The organism is Kocuria sp. CPCC 205263 (assembly GCF_040981075.1).
In the GTDB taxonomy this organism is placed as follows: domain Bacteria; phylum Actinomycetota; class Actinomycetes; order Actinomycetales; family Micrococcaceae; genus Kocuria; species Kocuria rosea.
The window spans coordinates 85,833-103,958 of the sequence record NZ_JAVKPV010000008.1 but is presented as its reverse complement, the minus strand read 5'-3'; the positions used below and the strand labels follow the sequence as shown (position 1 = coordinate 103,958).

Annotated in this window: 16 protein-coding genes; 5 read left to right on the top strand and 11 right to left on the bottom strand. The window is 72.6% G+C overall.

What is annotated here, in order from left to right; genetic code table 11:
* Positions 1–18: 18 nt before the first annotated feature.
* The 6 genes from mmsA to RF647_RS13945 all read right to left on the bottom strand — a co-directional run bounded on the left by mmsA (position 19) and on the right by RF647_RS13945 (position 8,025).
* Positions 19–1,548, bottom strand: coding sequence for a multiple monosaccharide ABC transporter ATP-binding protein (gene mmsA, locus RF647_RS13970; protein WP_368812237.1), 1,530 nt, complete (start codon positions 1,546–1,548; stop codon positions 19–21).
* 82 nt (positions 1,549–1,630) lie between these two features.
* Positions 1,631–2,749, bottom strand: coding sequence for a multiple monosaccharide ABC transporter substrate-binding protein (gene chvE / locus RF647_RS13965; protein ID WP_368812236.1), 1,119 nt, complete (start codon positions 2,747–2,749; stop codon positions 1,631–1,633).
* A 137-nt stretch (positions 2,750–2,886) separates the two neighbouring features.
* Positions 2,887–4,401: an L-arabinose isomerase gene (gene araA, locus RF647_RS13960; RefSeq protein ID WP_368812235.1), complete on the bottom strand. Its 1,515-nt coding sequence runs from the start codon at positions 4,399–4,401 to the stop codon at positions 2,887–2,889.
* A complete protein-coding gene (locus RF647_RS13955) occupies positions 4,376–5,128 on the bottom strand; it encodes an L-ribulose-5-phosphate 4-epimerase (protein WP_368812234.1) in 753 nt (250 codons plus the stop codon). Before RF647_RS13955 ends, araA begins: the two co-directional genes overlap by 26 nt.
* Positions 5,125–6,813 (bottom strand): ribulokinase, encoded by a 1,689-nt coding sequence (gene araB, locus RF647_RS13950; RefSeq protein WP_368812233.1) that lies wholly within the window; start codon positions 6,811–6,813, stop codon positions 5,125–5,127. Before araB ends, RF647_RS13955 begins: the two co-directional genes overlap by 4 nt.
* Before the next feature lie 171 nt (positions 6,814–6,984).
* On the bottom strand, positions 6,985–8,025 hold the full coding sequence (locus RF647_RS13945; protein WP_368812232.1) for a LacI family DNA-binding transcriptional regulator: 1,041 nt from the start codon (positions 8,023–8,025) through the stop codon (positions 6,985–6,987).
* A gap of 190 nt (positions 8,026–8,215) precedes the next feature.
* On the opposite strand from RF647_RS13945, the gene RF647_RS13940 reads away from it, so the two are divergent.
* From RF647_RS13940 to RF647_RS13930, 3 genes are all read left to right on the top strand, one after another.
* The gene (locus RF647_RS13940) at positions 8,216–9,199 is read left to right on the top strand and encodes an aldo/keto reductase (protein WP_095650194.1); all 984 of its coding nucleotides are present in this window, start codon (positions 8,216–8,218) and stop codon (positions 9,197–9,199) included.
* A gap of 113 nt (positions 9,200–9,312) precedes the next feature.
* Positions 9,313–9,789 carry a MarR family winged helix-turn-helix transcriptional regulator gene (locus RF647_RS13935; protein WP_368812231.1) on the top strand — a complete coding sequence of 159 codons (477 nt, stop codon included), beginning with the start codon at positions 9,313–9,315 and terminating at the stop codon, positions 9,787–9,789.
* Positions 9,790–9,901: 112 nt separating this feature from the next.
* On the top strand, positions 9,902–11,317 hold the full coding sequence (locus RF647_RS13930; RefSeq protein ID WP_368812230.1) for an alpha/beta hydrolase family protein: 1,416 nt from the start codon (positions 9,902–9,904) through the stop codon (positions 11,315–11,317).
* A 67-nt stretch (positions 11,318–11,384) separates the two neighbouring features.
* Here RF647_RS13930 and RF647_RS13925 read toward each other — a convergent pair whose 3' ends face one another.
* Together RF647_RS13925 and RF647_RS13920 are read right to left on the bottom strand one after the other, a co-directional pair.
* A complete protein-coding gene (locus RF647_RS13925; protein WP_017833613.1) occupies positions 11,385–12,161 on the bottom strand; it encodes an SDR family NAD(P)-dependent oxidoreductase in 777 nt (258 codons plus the stop codon).
* 1 nt (position 12,162) lies between these two features.
* Entirely contained in the window at positions 12,163–12,924 is a 762-nt protein-coding gene (locus RF647_RS13920) for a FadR/GntR family transcriptional regulator (RefSeq protein ID WP_368812229.1), read from the bottom strand.
* A 188-nt stretch (positions 12,925–13,112) separates the two neighbouring features.
* Here RF647_RS13920 and RF647_RS13915 point away from each other — a divergent pair, with 188 nt between their 5' ends.
* Both RF647_RS13915 and RF647_RS13910 read left to right on the top strand, forming a co-directional pair.
* On the top strand, positions 13,113–14,615 hold the full coding sequence (locus RF647_RS13915) for a GntP family permease (protein WP_368812228.1): 1,503 nt from the start codon (positions 13,113–13,115) through the stop codon (positions 14,613–14,615).
* A gap of 130 nt (positions 14,616–14,745) precedes the next feature.
* Positions 14,746–15,951: an MFS transporter gene (locus tag RF647_RS13910; protein WP_368812227.1), complete on the top strand. Its 1,206-nt coding sequence runs from the start codon at positions 14,746–14,748 to the stop codon at positions 15,949–15,951.
* Between the two features lie 100 nt (positions 15,952–16,051).
* On the opposite strand, the gene RF647_RS13905 is transcribed toward RF647_RS13910, so the two are convergent.
* The 3 genes from RF647_RS13905 to RF647_RS13895 all read right to left on the bottom strand — a co-directional run bounded on the left by RF647_RS13905 (position 16,052) and on the right by RF647_RS13895 (position 18,058).
* Positions 16,052–16,621, bottom strand: a complete 570-nt coding sequence (locus RF647_RS13905) for a hypothetical protein (protein ID WP_368812226.1) — start codon at positions 16,619–16,621, stop codon at positions 16,052–16,054.
* Between the two features lie 209 nt (positions 16,622–16,830).
* Positions 16,831–17,517 (bottom strand): class F sortase, encoded by a 687-nt coding sequence (locus tag RF647_RS13900; RefSeq protein ID WP_368812225.1) that lies wholly within the window; start codon positions 17,515–17,517, stop codon positions 16,831–16,833.
* 28 nt (positions 17,518–17,545) lie between these two features.
* Complete coding sequence (locus tag RF647_RS13895) at positions 17,546–18,058, bottom strand: excalibur calcium-binding domain-containing protein (protein ID WP_368812224.1); 513 nt, start codon at positions 18,056–18,058, stop codon at positions 17,546–17,548.
* Positions 18,059–18,126 lie beyond the last annotated feature (68 nt).

Genomic DNA, 18,126 nt, shown 5'->3' with positions numbered 1-18,126 from the left:
GAGGGTGGAAGCCATGGGTCAGTCCTTTTCCTTGGTCATGTGCTGCATGAGTCGTTCGGGGGTGGCCTCGGCGATGGGCACCTCGGCGGTGATCCGGCCCTCGGCGAGCGTGTAGATCCGGTCGCAGATCCCCAGCAGCTCCGGCAGCTCGGAGGAGATGACCAGCACCGCCTTCCCCTGCGCGGCCAGCCTGTTGATGATCGTGTAGATCTCGTACTTCGCCCCCACGTCGATGCCGCGGGTGGGCTCGTCGAGGATGAGCACGTCGGGGTCGGCGAACATCCACTTGGACAGGACGACCTTCTGCTGGTTGCCGCCGGAGAGCTTGCCGGTGATCGAGGACACCGAGGGCGCCTTGATGTTCATGCTGGTGCGGTAGTCCTGCGCCACGAGCGTCTCGCGCCCGCCGTCGACCCAGCCCGCGGACGTGAGCTTGCCCAGCGCCGCCGAGGAGATGTTCCGCTTGATGTCGTCGATCAGGTTGAGCCCGTAGCGCTTGCGGTCCTCCGTGGCGTAGGCGATGCCGTGCCGGATGGCCTCGCTGACGGTCCGCGCCGTGATCTCCTCGCCGTTCTTGTACATCCGCCCGGTGATGTTGGACCCGTAGCTGCGCCCGAAGATGCTCATGGCCAGCTCCGTGCGCCCGGCGCCCATCAGCCCGGCGATGCCCACGATCTCGCCCGCCCGCACGGACAGGTGAGCGTTGTCCACCACCACCCTCGAGTGCTCCTGCGGGTGGTGCACGGTCCAGTCCTCGACGCGGAGCACCTCCGCGCCGATGTCGGGGACCCGTTCCGGGTACCGGTTCTTGAGCTCGCGGCCCACCATGCCCTTGATGATCCGGTCCTCGGTGACCGACCCGTCGTGCAGGCTGAGGGTCTCGATGGTCTGCCCGTCGCGCAGGATCGTCACGGAGTCGGCGATCGCCCGGATCTCGTTGAGCTTGTGGCTGATGATGATGCAGGTGATCCCGTCCTCGCGCAGCCCGCGGACCAGGCCCAGCAGGTGCGCGGAGTCCTCGTCGTTGAGGGCGGCCGTGGGCTCGTCGAGGATGAGCAGCCTCACGTCCTTGGAGAGCGCCTTGGCGATCTCCACGAGCTGCTGCTTGCCCACCCCGATGTCCCCGGCCGGGACGCTGGGGTTCACGTCGAGGCCCACGCGCCGGAGCAGGTCGGCGGCCCTGGCGTTGGTCTCGTTCCAGTTGATGAACCCGCGGGTGGCGCGCTCGTTGCCGAGGAAGATGTTCTCCGCGACGGACAGGAACGGGGACAGGGCCAGCTCCTGGTGGATGATGACCACCCCGCTGCGCTCGCTGTCCTTGATGTCCCGGAAGGAGACGGTCTCGCCCTCCAGGACGATGTCCCCCTCGTAGGTGCCGTGCGGGTACACGCCGGACAGGACCTTCATGAGGGTGGACTTGCCGGCGCCGTTCTCCCCGCAGATCGCGTGGACCTCGCCGCGGGCGACGGCCAGGTTGACGTCCTGCAGCGCCTTGACGCCGGGGAAGGACTTGCTGATCCGGCGCATCTCCAGAACGTGCTCGCTCATGCGGGCCTCCTCGTCTCGAGCTGGTGGGTGGGTGGAGGGGACTGACCGGCCGGGCGGCGGAGGGCCGCCCGGCCGGTCGCGATCACTCGAGCTCGGACGCCTCGTAGTAGCCGCTGTCCACGAGGACCTCCTGGTAGTTGTCCTTCGTGACGATCTGCGACTCGAGCAGGTAGGCGGGGACCACCTTCACGCCGTTGTCGTAGGTCTCCTCGTCGTTGACCTCGGGCTCCTCGCCCTTCATCAGGGAGTCCACCATGAGCACCGCGCGCTCGCCGAGCTCGCGGACGTCCTTGAAGATCGTGGAGTACTGCTCGTCGTTGACGATCGACTTCACGGATCCGACCTCGGCGTCCTGGCCGGTCACCACGGGCAGCTCGTCCTGGGAGTAGCCGCCGGAGCGCAGCGCGGAGATGATGCCGATCGAGAGGCCGTCGTACGGGGAGAGCACGCCGTCGAGCTGGTCGCCGCCGCCCACCGTGATGAGGTCCTCCATCCGGTCCTGGGCGGTGTCCGGCAGCCAGCGCAGGATGGCGGCCTGCTCGAACTCCGTCTGGCCGCTGGGGACGTTGAGCGTGCCGTCGTCCAGGTAGGGCTGGAGGGTGTCCATCGCGCCGTCCCAGAAGAAGGTCGCGTTGTTGTCGTCGGGGCTGCCGGCGAAGAGCTCCACGTTGAAGGGGCCCTTCTCGCCGGTGGGCTCGCCGTTCTCGTCGAGGACCCCGAGGCCGGTGAGCAGCGACGTGCCCTGCTGCACGCCCACCTCGTAGTTGTCGAAGGTGGTGTAGTAGTCCACGGTGTCCGACTCGTTGATGAGGCGGTCGTAGGCGATCACGGGGATCTCCTGGGTCTCGGCCGTGTCGAGCACGCTGGTCAGCGTGGTGCCGTCGATCGAGGCGATCACCAGGGCCTTGGCCCCGCCGTTGATCATGTTCTCGATCTGGGAGATCTGGGTGGGGATGTCGTCGTTGGCGTACTGGAGGTCCACCTCGTAGCCGAGCTCCTCGAGCTGCGCCTTGACGTTCTCGCCGTCGGCGATCCAGCGCTCGGACTGCTGCGTGGGCATCGCCACGCCGATCTTGGCGCCCTCGTTGGAGCCCGCCTCCGCGCCGCCGCCGCGGTTGCCGCCGCAGGCCGTGAGGCCCAGCGCGAGGGTCAGGGCGGTCACCCCGGTGAGGGTCTTCTTCAGGTCGATCTTCGGGGTCATGGTCGTGCCTTTCGTCGGTCCGGGCCGCACTGCCCGGTGGTGGGAGTGTTCGAGCGAGGTCGGTGCTGGTGAGATCTCGTGGTGGTCGTCAGGGGTCCTGGTCATCATGGTCGTTCCGGCCGTCCCGGTCGTCCCGCTTAGAGCTTCTGGGCGAGCCGGTAGTAGGCCGCGTTCCACCGCACCTCGCGCTGGAACTCCCGCAGGGTGGTGGTGTCGTCGATGACGAGCAGCTCGGTCCGGGTCATGTCGGCGAAGTCCCGGATCACGTCGGCGCCCACCGCGGTGCTGAGGACCGTGTGGTGGGCGGCGCCGGCGGTGAGCCAGGCCGCGGCCGAGGTCGCGAGGTCGGGGTGCGGCCGCCAGACGGCGCGGGCCACCGGCAGGTTCGGGAGCGGGGCGTCCGGGGGCACGACGTCCACGGTGTTGGCGGTGAGCCGGAAGCGGTCCCGCATGTCGGACATCGCCACGACCACGCCGGGGCCGGCGTCGGTGTCGAAGACCAGGCGCACGGGGTCCTCTCGTCCGCCGATGCCCAGGGGGTGCACCTCGAGGGAGGGGCGCGCCGTGGTGAGGCTCGGGCAGACCTCCAGCATGTGGGCGCCGAGGATCTTCTCCTCCCCCGGCACCAGGTGGTACGTGTAGTCCTCCATGAGGGACGCGCCCCCGGGCAGCCCGGCGCCCATGACCTTGGCCGCCCGCACCAGCAGGGCCGTCTTCCAGTCGCCCTCCGCCCCGAACCCGTAGCCGCGGGCCATGAGCCGCTGCACGGCGAGGCCCGGCAGCTGGCGCAGCCCGCCGAGGTCCTCGAAGTTCGTGGTGAAGGCGCCGAAGCCGCCCTCCTCCAGGAACTGGAGCATCCCGAGCTCCTGCCGGGCCCCGTAGCGCAGGGACTCGTGGCGCTCGCCGCCGCGGCGCAGCTCGGGGGCCACGTCGTAGAGCCCCTCGTACTCGGCGACGAGCTCGTCCACGCGGTCCTCGGACTGGGCGTCCACCACGGCCACGAGGTCGTTGACGCCCCAGGTGTTCACGGAGACCCCGAACTGCAGCTCGGCCTCCGTCTTGTCGCCCTCGGTCACGGCGACGTTGCGCATGTTGTCGCCGAACCGGGCCACCCTGAGCCCCTGGACCGCCGCGCGGCCGGCGCACGCGCGCTGCCAGGAGGCGATCTGCGCGGTGACGCCGGGGGTCGAGACGTGGCCCACCACGGTCTTGCGCGGGACGTCGAGCCGGGTCTGGATGTAGCCGAACTCGCGGTCGCCGTGCGCGGCCTGGTTGAGGTTCATGAAGTCGAAGTCGATCTCGCCCCACGGCAGCTCGACGTTGATCTGGGTGTGCAGGTGGAGCAGCGGCTTGCGCAGGGCGTCGAGGCCGGTGATCCACATCTTGGCGGGGCTGAAGGTGTGCATCCAGGCGATCGCCCCGATCACGCCGTCCGCGGCGTTGAGCTCCAGGGCCGTGCGGCGGATCGAGTCCGCGTCCTTCAGCGTGGGCTTCCAGACCACCTCGACGGGCAGCCCGGCCTCGCCCAGCACGCGGACGATCTCGCGGGACTGCTCGGCCACCTGGCGCAGGGTGTCCTCGCCGTAGAGGTCCTGGCTGCCGGTGAGGAACCAGACCTCGTAGTGGTCAAGGGCGGTGGGCAGAGGATTCACGGGTGAGCGCTCCTGGGGTGGTGGGGACGGCCGCGGGCTGCTGGCCGTAGATGTTCTGGTAGCGGTCGAACAGGGAGTCGACGTGCGCGGGGTCGATGGGCAGCGGCTCGCCCAGCTGGCGGGAGAGGTGCACGGTGCGGGCCACGTCCTCGAGCATGGCCGCGGCCTTGACGGCGTCCCGGGCGTCCTTGCCGATGGTGAACGGTCCGTGGCTGAGCATGAGGACCGCGCGGGAGCGGTGGCCGGAGAGGGTCTCCACGATGCCGCGGCCGATCGAGTCGTCGCCGATGATCGCGAAGGGCCCCACGGGGATCTCCCCGCCGAACTCGTCCGCCATGGCCGTCAGGACGCAGGGGATGGCCTCGCCGCGGGCCGCCCAGGCCGTGGCGTAGGGGGAGTGGGTGTGGACCACTCCCCCGACCTCCGGCATGTGCCGGTAGACGTAGGCGTGGGCGGCGGTGTCGCTGGACGGCGAGCGCTCCGCGCCGGGGGTGCCGGGGACCGGCCGGCCGTCCAGGTCGCACAGGATCTGGTTCTCCGGGCCGAGGTCGTCGTAGCTCACCCCGCTGGGCTTGATCACGAAGAGGTCCGTGCCGGGGACCCGCCCGGACACGTTGCCCGCCGTCCAGACCACCAGCCCGTAGCGGACCAGTTCGGCGTGCAGGTCCGCGACCTCGCGCCGCACGCGGGCGATCCGCTCGTCAAGCTCGGGCGTCAGGGCGTTCACGCGGAGACCTCCTGGGTGGAGCGGGCGTTGCGCCGGAGCGCCTTGAGCCGGCGCATGACGTCGCTGCCGCCGCGGCCGAAGTGGTCGTGCAGCGCGGTGTAGTCCTCGTAGAGGACGGAGTAGGCCTCCGTGTGGGCGGGCTTCGGGGTGTAGGCGTTGCGCTCGAGCCGGCCCATAGCCGCGGCCGCCGCCCGGACGTCCGGGTAGGCGCCGGCGGCCACGGCCGCGTGGATGGCGGAGCCCAGGGCCGGGCCCTGGTCGCTGCCGATCACCGAGATCGGCATGCCGAGCACGTCGGCGTAGATCTGCATGAGGAACGCGTTCTTGATCAGCCCGCCGGCCGCCACGAACTCGGTGACGGGGATCCCGGAGGCGGCGAAGGCCTCCACGATCGTGCGGGTCCCGAAGGCGGTGGCCTCCAGCAGGGCGCGGTAGACCTCGTGCGGGCGGGTGGCCAGGGTGAGGCCGACGAGCAGCCCGGAGAGCTCGTGATCCACGAGCACGGACCGGTTGCCGGACTGCCAGTCCAGGGCCAGGAGCCCGTGCGCGCCCACCGGTTCGCGGCTCGCCTGCTCGGTGAGCAGCTCGTGCACGCTCAGCCCGCGCTCGGCGGCCTCCTCCTGGAGCCGCCCCGGCACGAAGTGGGCCGTGAACCAGCCGAAGATGTCGCCCACCCCGGACTGCCCGGCCTCGTAGCCGTAGAGCCCGTCGATGATCCCGCCGTCCACCACGCCGCACATCCCGGGGACCTCGCGCAGGGTGTCGGAGCTCATGACGTGACAGGTGGACGTGCCCATGATCGCCACCATCTGACCCGGCGCGGTGGCCCGGGCGGCGGGGGCGCTCACGTGCGCGTCGACGTTGCCCACCGCCACGGCGATGCCGGCGGGCAGGCCCGTCCACTCCGCGGCCTGCGCGCTGAGCGTGCCCGCGGCGGTGCCGAGGGCCCCTATCGGGTGGTCGACCTTGTCCTGCGCGAAGCCGGCGAACCCGGGGTTCAGGGCGCCGAGGAACTCGCGGTCGGGGTACTCGCCGTCCTGCAGGATGCCCTTGTACCCGGCGGAGCACGCGTTGCGCACGTAGCTGCCCGTCAGCTGCCAGACGATCCAGTCGGCGGCCTCCACCCAGTGGTCCATGAGGTGGTACAGCTCGGGGTCCTCCTCGAGCAGCTGCAGGCCCTTGGCGAACTCCCACTCGCTCGAGATGAGACCGCCGTAGCGGGGCAGCCAGCGCTCTCCGCGCCGGGCCGCGAGATCGTTGATGCGGTCCGCCTGGCCCTGCGCGGCGTGGTGGCGCCACAGCTTCACGTAGGCGTGCGGGCGGCCCGCCAGGCCGGGCAGCTCGTTGAGGGGCGTGCCGTCGGCCCGGACGGGGACCATGGTGCACGCGGTGAAGTCGGTGCCCACGCCCACCACGGCGCTCGGGTCCACGCCGGCGGCGCGGACGGCGGCGGGCACCGCGTGCCGCAGGACGTCCACGTAGTCGGCGGGGACCTGGAGCGCCCACTCGGGCGGCAGGGCCTCCCCCGTGGCGGCGAGCACGGTGTCCATCACGCCGTGCTCGTACTCGTGTACCGCGGAGCCCATCTCGGCGCCGTCGTGCACCCGCACGACGACGGCCCGCCCCGACAGGGTGCCGTAGTCGACGCCGATGACGTACGTGGGATCTGGGCTGGGCTGGCTCACGGAGGACCTCGTTGTCGTTCGAGCCGCACGTTCCGAAAGGGGCGGCCGCCAGCCGGCCCCCCTCGGAATGTGAACGGTCACATCTGATGTTCGGGCCAACCTACCGCAGCGTGGAAGCACGTGTCCCACATCACTTGGTAACCGTTTGGTAACGGCGTGACCGGGGGTCCATCAGCCCTGGTCGGAGGCGGGCGCGGCCGTGGACTCGCGGACCACGAGCACGGGCTCCACGTCCCCCGGCCGGACCGGCTGCTCCCCCCGCAGCTCCGCGAGCAGCACAGCCATGCAGCGCCGGCCCAGCTCGGGGAAGTCCTGGCGCACCGTGGTCAGCGGCGGCCGGAAGTGCGCGGCCTCCGGGACGTCGTCGAAGCCCACCACGCTGACGTCCCCGGGCACGTCCAGCCCGGCCTCGGCGAACGCGTGCACGAGGCCGAGCGCGATGTGGTCGTTGCCGCAGAAGACCGCGCTGAGCTCCCGGCTCCCGCGCAGTCCGAGCCCCGCGCGGTAGCCGGAGTCCGCGGTCCACGCCCCGGCGGGGACCACCACGGGCTCGAAACCCCAGGCGGTCATCTCCTCGCGGTAGCCCTGGCGGCGGGCGTCCGTCTCGACCCACCCCTCGGGGCCGGGGACGTGGACCACGCGGTGGTGCCCCAGCTCCAGCAGGTGACGGGTGGCCAGCCGGGCCCCGGCCAACTGGTCGACCGACATCCGGTGGTCCTCGCTGTGCAGGGAGTGCACGGTGACGAACGGGATCCGGATGGACAGCTGCTCGATCACCTCCAGCGTGCGCGACTGCGGCGCGAGGATCACCAGCCCCTCCACCGCGTGGCCGACCATCCGGTCCAGGGCCGACTCGATGGAGGCGCGGTCCGCGTGGTCGATGTGGGCGGTGTCCACGACGTAGCCGGCCTCGTCGGCCGCCGTCTCGACCGCCCGGAGACTGGCCGACGGGCCGTACTCGGCGCCCGAGGAGACGAGGGCGCCGATGGTCCGCGACTCGCTCGTGACCAGGGCGCGGGCGGCCCGGTTGGGCCGGAAGCGCAGCTCCTCCATGGCCTGCAGCACCCGCTGCCGGGTCGAGTCGCGCAGCGCGGGGTGCCCGTTGATCACCCGGGAGACCGTCTGGTGGGAGACCCCGGCCGCGCGGGCCACGTCCCGGATGTTGGGGGCGCGCGGAGGCCGTGCGGAGTTCGCACCACCCTCGACGGTCATGGCCAGAACGGTACTGCACGGCCCCGGACGGACCCAGTGGAGGGGTCCCCTGGAGCGATGTCCCTCCCCCCGGTGCTTGCGCGGCGGACACGTCGCACCGCATGGTGGTCCCCGGCGCCCCCGGAACCCGGGCCGCCGTCCCCCGGGCACCCGGGAGACCCTCCACCGATCGCGGAACGGGATTCTACGCATGGAGCAACGCACACTCGGCAGGACCGGACGGAAGGTCTCCACCGTGGGCCTGGGCACGTGGCAGCTGGGCGCGGACTGGGGGGACGTCGACCCCGCCGAGGCCACCGCCGTCCTGGAGGCCGCCGTGGAGTCGGGGGTCACGTTCTTCGACACCGCCGACGTCTACGGCGACGGCCGCAGCGAGCAGACCATCGGCGCGTTCCTGCGCGAGCGCCCCGACCTGGACATCACCGTGGCCACGAAGATGGGCCGCCGCGCGGACCAGGTCCCGGAGAACTACACCCTCGCGAACTTCCGGCAGTGGGTGGACCGCTCGCGCCGGAACCTGGGCACCGACACCCTCGACCTGGTCCAGCTGCACTGCCCGCCCACGCCGGTCTACAGCGACCAGGAGGTCTACGACGCCCTGGACACCCTGGTCCAGGAGGGCGCGATCCGCCACTACGGCGTCAGCGTGGAGCGCACCGACGAGGCGCTGGCGGCCATCGCCCGTGGGAGCACCGCCACCGTCCAGATCATCCTCAACGCCTTCCGGCTCAAGCCGCTGGACGCCGTGCTGCCGGCGGCGAAGGAGGCCGGGGTGGGGATCATCGCCCGGGTGCCGCTGGCCTCGGGGCTGCTGTCCGGGAAGTACACGGCGGACACCCGGTTCGCGGCCGACGACCACCGCAACTACAACCGCGGCGGCGAGGCCTTCGACGTCGGCGAGACGTTCTCCGGGGTGGACTTCCAGCGCGGCCTCGAGGCCGTCCGCGAGTTCGCCGGGCTGCTCCCGGACGGGGTGACCACGGCGCAGGCCGCGATCGCGTGGATCATCGCCCAGGACGGCGTCAGCACCGTGATCCCCGGGGCGCGCAGCGTGGAGCAGGTCCGCGGCAACGCCTCGGCGGCGGACACCGGGGACCTGGGCCGGGAGATCGACGCCGGGGTCCGCAGGATCTACGACGCGTACTTCCGGGCGGACATCCACCCCCGCTGGTGAGCCCCCCCGGCACCTCCCCGGAAGAGCGCCGGGAAGGTGCCGGGGCGGTGCCGCCCGGGGCGGCTCCAGCTCGTAGGATGGTCCGGATCCACCCGTGAAAGCGAGCCGCCCCGATGTCCCCCACCCCCGCCGCGGACCACCCCGGCCCCGCACCCGACGGTTTCGCACGACTGACGGAGATCGACCTCGCCTCGGAGCCGATCTTCCTCATGGCCCGGGCTGCGGCGCTGGGCTCGTCGACGGCCAACCAGGGGCTCGCCCCGCTCGGGCTGAAGGTCCGCAGCTACTCCCTCCTGGCGGCGGCCTGCAGCGGCACGGGGCCGACGCAGCGGGAGCTCGGCGACCTGCTGCGGATGAAGCCCAGCCAGACCGTGGCCCTCCTCGACGAGCTGGAGCAGCGCGGCCTGGTGGAGCGGCGGGTCGACCCCCGGGATCGCCGCTCCAAGATTGTGGCCCCCACCGGTGCGGGGCGGGAGCTCTACGCCAGCGCCAAGGCGGCGGTGGACCTCGCCGCCGAGAGGTCGCTCGGGGACCTCCGGCCCCAGGACCGGGAGGACCTGGCACGCCTGCTGCGACAGGTCGCCTTCTGACGTCCGGAAGGACGTGCACCGCGCACCCCCACGGACTGTGACCCTTGACACACCCGGTCGGCGGGCGCAGGATCAGTTCACTAACTGAACTGTTCACTTCTGGAGGTATCTCGTGGTCCGCTCCCCCCGGTTCCGTCGCACCACCCTCGTCCCGGCGGCCGCCCTGGCCACCGCACTCGCCACCACCGCCGGCACCCTCCCCGCCGTGGCCACCCCGGGCGCCTCCGTCGTCGCCTCCCCCGGCACGGCCGCCTCGGCGGCCCCGACCGTGGCCACCGGAACCCTGGACAACGGTGCCGCCTGGCGGGCGGAGGTGCCGGCGGACTGGAACGGCAAGGTGGTTCTGTTCGCCCACGGCTTCCGCCCCGGGCCCTCCAATCCCGCCTGGGACGCCGGGTTCGACCCGACGGCGCAGGAACTGATCCGCCGGGGCTACGCCGTCGCGTCGTCGTCCTACGCCGCGACCGGTTGGGCCCTGGAGACGGCCGTCCAGGACCAGCTGGACACCCTCGCGGCCTTCGAGCAGCGCTTCGGCGAGGCCGACCGGGTCATCGCCATGGGCCGCTCCATGGGCGGGCTCGTCACGAGTCTGATGGCGGAGGTGCCGGGGGCCGGCATCGACGGCGCCGTCAGCACCTGCGGGCTGGTGGGCGGCGGCGTGGCCCTGAACAACTACCAGCTGGACGCCGCCCACGCCGCGGCGGAGCTGCTGCTGCCGGGTCAGGACGTGCAACTGACCGGCTTCACCGCCCCGGGCCAGTCCGACGCGACGATCGCCGCGCTGCGCGAGGCCCTGGAGGAGGCCCGCGGCTCCGCGGAGGGCCGGGCCCGCATCGCCCTGGTGGCGGCCCTGCTGCACACCCCCACGGAACTGGACGGCGTGGACGCCGAGGACCCCGAGGTGCTGGCGGCCGCCCAGGCCGAACTGGTGCTGCAGACCCTGCCGACCGTCATCGAGCGCCGCCACACCATCGTCGAGGCCGCCGGCGGCGACAGCGGCTGGACCGCCGGGGTCGACTACGCCCGGCTGCTGCGCTCCTCCGACCAGCGGCACCAGGTCCGGCACCTGTACCGGCTCGCCGGCCTCGATCTCGCCGCGGACCTCGGGACGCTGAGCCGCAGTGCCGACATCACCCCGGACGAGGACGGCCTGGAGTGGATGCGGCGGACCTCGACGCCCACCGGCGAGCTGCAGGTCCCCGTGCTGGCCACCCACACGCTGGTCGACCTGCTGGCCCCGGTCGAGTACCAGGAGGAGTACGCCGAGACGGTCCGCCGGGCCGGCGAGCAGTCCCTGTTCCGGCAGGCCTTCGTGGACCGGGAGGGTCACTGCACCTTCACCGTCGCCGAGAACGTCGCCGCCGTCGAGGCCATGGACGAACGCCTGGAGACGGGCCGCTGGGGATCCCTCGCCAGGACGTCCTCGCTCCAGCGCAGCGCCGAGTCCCTCGGCCTCGACGGCGCCGCTTTCGTCGACCACCGACCGGACGAGTTCGTCGGCGACCGCAGCTGGTACGCCGCGCCCTGATCCGGGGCCCTGCAGGATGCGGACCGGGCGGGATCCCCAGGGTTCCCGCCCGGTGTCCGCGGTCCGGCTAGGAGATCTGCAGCCCCCCGTTGATGTCGTATGTCGCCGCGGTGATGAATCCGGCGTCCTGCCCCACGAGGAACGCGAGCAGGGCCGCCATGTCCCGCACGGTGCCCACGCGGCCCACCAGGATGTCCTTGGACATGTCCGCCTTGCGCTCGTCGCTCAGCGTGCCGCCCATGATGTCGGTGTCCACGGGACCGGGGGCGATGCAGTTCACGGTGATCCCGTGCTCGCCCATCTCGCGCGCCACGGCCCGGGTGAAGCCGATGATCGCGGCCTTGGACGCGCTGTAGGCCACCTTGGAGTAGGTCCCGCCGCCGCGCTGGGCGGAGATCGAGGAGACGCTGACCACGCGGCCGACCTTGCGCTCGATCATTCCGGCCAGCACGCGCTGGGTCACCATGAACGTGCCGGTCATGTTGATCGCGAAGACCCGGTCCCAGGCCTCCCGGGTCTCCTGCATGAACTCCGTGGGCGAGCTGATGCCCGCGAGGTTGACGAGGGCCACGATCGGCGGGAGCTCCGCCTCGACCCGTGCGACGGACTCGTCCACGGAGGCCTGGTCGGACACGTCCGTGCGCAGCCCGAGGGCCTGCACCCCGTGCCGTCCGGCGATGTCCTGGGCGGCCTCCGCGGCGGCCTCGCCGTCGATGTCGAGGACGGCGACGTTCCAGCCCTGGCTCGCGAGCAGGTCGGCGGTGGCGCGGCCGATGCCGCGCGGGGAGGCGGCGCCGGTGAGCACGGCGGTGCGCTCGGCGGGAAAGGGAATGGTCTCGGTCATGTCAGTCGTCTCCTGTGCTGTGGGAAAAGGGTCCGGTTGCCGGGTCGGGACCGCCGGGTGCGGCCCCGCGGCCGATGTAGTGCTCGTAGTCGGCGTAGGTCTGGTCGATGTGGGCCTCCATGGCCTTGCGCGCCGTCTCGGGGTCACGGGTGCCGATGGCCTCCAGGACGAGCCGGTGGTGCTCGATGGCGTGCCGCTGCACCTCGGGGAAGGCGGAGGTCGCCCGCCGCTCGGCGTAGAGCAGCTGGGAGAGCTGGGCCAGCAGGACGGGCACGAACGGATTGCCCGAGGCCCGGAGCACCGCGTCGTGGAAGGCCATGTCGGCGCGGGTGACCTCGTCCAGGTCCTGCGCCTCGTGCGCGCGCTCGAGGTCCCGGACCGCGGCCTCCATCGCGGCGAGGTCCTCCGGGGTGACGTGCACGGCGGCCAGCTCCGCGGAGCCGGTCTCGACCATGCGCCGCACCTCCAGCAGGCGCAGCGCCACCTGGTGGGAGGTCGCCCCCCGGGAGGCGGCCTTCAGGATCGCCTCGAGACCGGTCCACGCGTCGGGCGGGTTCACGTAGGTCCCGAGGCCGCGCCGCACGTAGACGATGTTCTGCGCCTGGAGCGCCTTGAGGGCCTCGCGCACGGTGAGCCGGCTGACGTCGGACTCCCGGGCGATCTCGGCCTCGGGAGGCAGGGCCTCGTGCGCGCCCACCTCGCCCTCGAGGATGCGCTCGAGCAGGTCCTCGGCGACGGCCTCGACCAGCGACTTCCTAGCCATCGGCTCGCCGGTGCGCTGCGGCCCTCGCGGGGGGAGCGGTGCGCACGTCGGGATCGGGATTCACGGCGCGTACCTGCCTCTTGTCAGACGTCATATGTGTGACTAGCCTCACATGGAGCGACGATCTCGTCAATTCCCGCGACCGGGCAGCAGCCCGGTCGCCCCACGTCCCCGAGGAGCCGATCACCGTGGATCTGCAACTACTCCTGGCACTCGTGCTGGGCATCGCCACCATCATCGTCCTGGTGCTGCGCACGCGCCTGGACGCGTTCGTGGCGCTGCTCATCGCCGCCCTCGTCACCGGTCTGGTCGCGGGCCAGCCGGTGCTCGACATCGTCTCGGCCATCACCACCGGATTCGGCAACACCCTGGCCTCGATCGGCATCGTGATCGGCCTCGGCGTGGGCATCGGCAAGATCCTCGAGGTGTCGGGGGCCGCCAACGCGCTCGCGCTCGCGTTCCTCCGCGTCTTCGGCCACGGCCGCGAGCCGTGGGCGATGGGCAGCGTGGGCGCCCTGGTCTCGATCCCCGTGTTCTGCGACTCCGGCTACGTGATCATGAACCCGCTCGCCCGGTCCATCGCCCGGGTGAAGCGCGCCGGCTACGTGACCCTCGCCCTGGCGCTGGGCTGCGGCATGACGCTCACCCACCACCTCGTGCCGCCCACCCCGGGCCCCCTGGCCGTGGCCGGCATCCTCGGCGCGGACATCGGAGCGATCATCCTCGTCGGCCTGGCCTTCACCGTGCTCCTGCTGCCCGTCGTGGTCTTCTACGCCAAGTGGATCGGCCCGCAGCTGGAGTCCAGGATCGAGGAGCACGTGCGCGAGGCCGTCTACGGCACCGTTGCCACGGCCGGCGCCGGGGGCAGCTCCCATGTCGGGAGCACGGACCTGGAGGAGGGTCCCCGGGACGGTCTCGACGACGAGGCTGCCCAGGCGCCCGCCGCGGAGCCGTCCCACGACCTCGGCGAGCCGCCGGCCGGCGCCGAGCCGCACCGGATCGGCGCGTTCGTCGGATCCCTGCCGCTGGTCATCCCACTGCTGCTGATCATCCTCAACACGGTCACCGGCGCGATCGACCAGAACGCCCAGGGGGTCGTGGGCGGCGACGGGTACGAGCCCTCCGCCTGGGCGGTCCCGTTCGCCTTCATCGGCAACCCGGTGGTCGCGCTGATCATCGGCATGGTCCTGGCCCTCTACGTGCTCCTGCCCCGGTGGACGCCCCGGAACAAGGCGCACGGCTGGTTCGCCGAGGCCGCGGCCTCGGCCGGTCTGATCCTGCTCATCACGGGCGCCGGCGGCGCGCTGGGCCAGGTGCTCCGCAGCTCCGGCGTGGGCGACGCCCTGGCCGAGGCCATCGCCTCCACCCCGTTGCCCGCGTTCCTCGTGCCGTTCCTCATCGCCACCCTCGTGCGCATCGCCCAGGGCTCCGGCACGGTGGCCATGATCACCGCGGCCTCCGTCTCGGCGCCGCTGGTGACCACCCTGGGCATCGACCCCGTCGTCGCCGCCGTGGCCTGCACGGCGGGCTCCATGGTGTTCAGCTACTTCAACGACTCCTACTTCTGGGTGGTCACCCGCTTCACCGGGCTGGAGGGCACGGACGCGCTGAAGGGCTGGTCCGGGATCACCACCGCCGTCTGGGCCGGGTCCATCCCGCTGCTGTTCGTCCTCAACCTCATCCTGGGCTGAACCCGGCCGGACCATGGCCCGACCCGGCGGGATAGCCGGGCTCCGACCGGGACGGGGCGGCGTGCCGGGGCACGCCGCCCCGTCTACGCTGTCCGGCGATCCTCCCTCCCGCTTCCTGAAAGGGTGTGCCGTGCTCACCAACGCGTCATCGGCCACGGGCCGGCGGGCCCGCCTCGGCTTCGGCTTCCTCGGCGTGGTGCTGATCGCGGTCAACCTGCGCGTCGGCTTCGTGACCGTGGGCCCGCTGCTCGAGGAGATCAGCCGCGACCTCGGCATCTCGGCGGGCCAGGCCGGGCTGCTGACCGGGCTGCCGCTGGCCATGTTCGCCCTGTTCTCCCCCGTGGCCCCGGCGGTGGCCGCCCGGACGGGCCTGGACCGGGCCCTGTGGCTGTCGCTGCTGCTGCTCGCGGCCGGGATCGCCGGCCGCTCCGCCCCGGTGGAGGGCGCCGTGTGGGTGGGCACGGCGGTGATCGGCATCGGCATCGCGTTCCTCAACGTGCTGCTGCCCTCGCTGGTGAAGCGGGAGTTCCCGCTGCGCGTGAGCCAGGTGACCGGCGTGTACACGTCGATCCAGGGCGCAGTGGCCGCGGCCGGCTCGGCGCTGGTGGTCCCGATCGCCCACGCCGGGCCGGCGGGCTGGCGCCTGGCCCTGGCGGTGTGGGCGGTGCTGGCCGTCGTGGCGCTGGTGGTGCTCTCCCCCGGGCTGCGGACCGGGAGCTCCGGGCCGGAGGCTCCCGCGGCGGAGCCGGGCCCCTACCGGTCCCCGTGGCGGTCGGCGCTGGGCTGGCAGGTCACCCTGTTCATGGGCCTGCAGTCGGTGGCGTTCTACGTGCTCATGGCGTGGCTGCCGAGCATCGAGCGCAGCCACGGCGTCTCGGCGACCGCCGCGGGCACGCACATGGCGCTGTTCCTGCTGATCGGGATGGGCGCCAGCCTGGGCACCGGGGCGCTCATGCACCGGCTGGGCGACCAGCGGCCCGTGGCCTTCGCGGGCAGCGCCCTGGCCCTGGCCACCTTCGCGGGGCTGGCCGCCGCGCCGGAGCTGACGCTGCTGTGGATCGTGCTCGGATCGATCGGCTGCGGCAGTCTCATCGTCGTCGCGCTGTCCCTGTTCAGCCTCCGGTCCACTGACCACCGCCAGGCGGCGGCCCTGTCCGGGATGGCCCAGTCCGTGGGCTACGCGCTGGCCGCGATCGCCCCCGCCGTCTTCGGCGCCCTCTACGACGCCGGAGGGCGGTGGGAGCCGCCGCTGCTGCTCATGGCGGGTCTCATGGCGGTGCTGTGCGTCGTGGCCCTCTTCGCCGGTCGCGACCGCGTCATCGGGCCGGGCCGCTGAGCGGTCCGCACCGCCTGTCACGGCGGAACGCCGCCCGGCCACGGGGGCCGGGCGGCGTTCCGGTGGGGACTGCCGTGCGCCCGAGGGACGCCGGAGCGGATCAGACCATGCGGCGCGGGGCGAACCACTCCTTGACCGGGGCCTTGAACGCGGTGACCAGCCACAGGACGTTCACCACGACCAGCACCAGCCCGAGGACCAGCAGGACGACTCCCAGCCCGCCGTAGGCCATCGCGCCGAGAAGGCCGATCAGCGTCCCGACCACGCTGAGGATGGACAGGACGATGCCCAGGACGCGGGCCCAGTTCTTGCCCTTCTTCAGGAACACGTAGACGAGGGCGTACAGGCCCAGGGCGATCACCAGCATCACGATGCCGGTGACCGTCGCGACGCCCGAGGTCTGGTCGGCCGCCGCGATCTGGTCGGCGGACAGGCCCATCTCCCGGTACATCTCGGTGGTGTCCACGGTGGTCGCGGCGATCAGCCCCACGATGTCGTTGAGCAGGTAGATCGCCGCCGAGACGAGGGTCAGGGTCAGGAGCCGCTTGACCTCGGGGGGCGCGGCGCCGGGGTGCCCGCCCTGGCGGGCTCCGTACTGGTCGCCGCCGGCCTGGTACTGCGGCGGGCCGCCGCGGGCGCCCTCGGGCTGCTGGGGATAGGGGTTGCTCATGAGGATCTCCTTCGGTGGAACGGCAACGGCACAGGATGCGCTCTTCCATCCTCCCCCGCGGTGTGCGATCGCACCTCCGTCTTCAGGACGAGGCGTGTCCCCCACCCCGGGCCCTGGGTCCTGCGCCCTGGGTCCGCGAGATCACTGGTGTCGGCGACGGCGGCGCCCCCGGTCGCCGGCAGATGCCATCTCGCGGGAGGAGGGAGGGGTCAGGCGGCGAGGGTCGCGTAGACCACGTAGTTGTCGTCGAACAGGCCGGTGGCGGGGTCGTAGCCGTCGCACGTGATCAGGCGCAGCTCCGCTCCGGCCGTGTTGCCGTAGACGGCGCGCGTGGGGAAGGCGTCCTTGGCGTGCTGCTCCCCACGGTCGACGACGAACACCGCCGTGCTGCCGTCCGCCCGCTCGATCTCCACGGTGTCGCCGGGGGCCAGGCCGCGCAGTCCCGCGAAGACACCGGGCCCGCCGTCGGTCGCGTTGACGTGGCCGAGCAGGACGGCCGGCCCCCGCTCCCCCGGCGTGGGGGAGGACGTGTACCAGGAGGCCGGGGCCCCGGGACCGGTCGGCGGCACCTCCAGCGACCCGTCCGGGCGCAGGCCCAGGTGCAGCAGCTCGGACGAGGCCCCCACCGCGGGGATCCGCACCGCCACGGGCGCGGACTCCGGCAGCACCGGCGGCAGCGCCTCGGGCGCCGGGGCGGCGGACGGTGCGGGAGCCGGTGTGGTGGGCGCAGCCGTCGCAGCAGGCGCCGTCGTCCGCGCCGGCGCGGCGGACACCGCCGACGACGACGGGGCAGCGGGCTGCGCGGGGGACCCGCCCGCGCAGCCGCTGAGCAGCAGGAGGACGACCGCCGCAGGGACCAGGTGGCCCCTGCGGCGGTCGGCGGTCGGATCCGGCACGGGGATCGACCCCTTCGCTCGGCCCGGCCTACGCCCGGCCGGCACCGCGCCGGCGCACCGCCACCGCGGCGGCCACCGCCGCCACGGCCAGACCGCCGGCGAGGACCGGGGCGCCGGAACCGGCGTCCACGGCGGCACCGGTGTCGGCGCCGCCCACGGGCACCTCGTCCACCTGGGTGTACGGGTCCTCCCCGGCCACTTCCCCGGGCACCTCGCCGGGCTGGGCGTCCGGCCCGGGGCCGGCGCCGGGGACCCAGTCGATGACGGTGTGGCTCCAGCCCCCCGAGGCGTTCTCCACGGGGATGCGGGTGGGGTCGTAGGACCACTCGTCGCTCTCGCACACGACGCCGTCGCCGTCGTCGTCGACGAGACTCGTGCTGTAGCTGACGGAGCCCACCGGGATGTTGTGGACGCCGTACCCGGCGGCCGTGGCGCAGTCGGTGAAGACCATCGCGTCACCGGGCGCGGCCGTCGCCGGTCCCGCCGTCAGGACCGCGAGCCCGATCGCCGCCGCCGCCACGCCCGCTGCACTGTTCCTCATGGTGTTCCCTCGCTTCTGGGAGTGCTGATGTGCAAGCGCATCGTAGGAGGTTCACCACTGCAACGTCA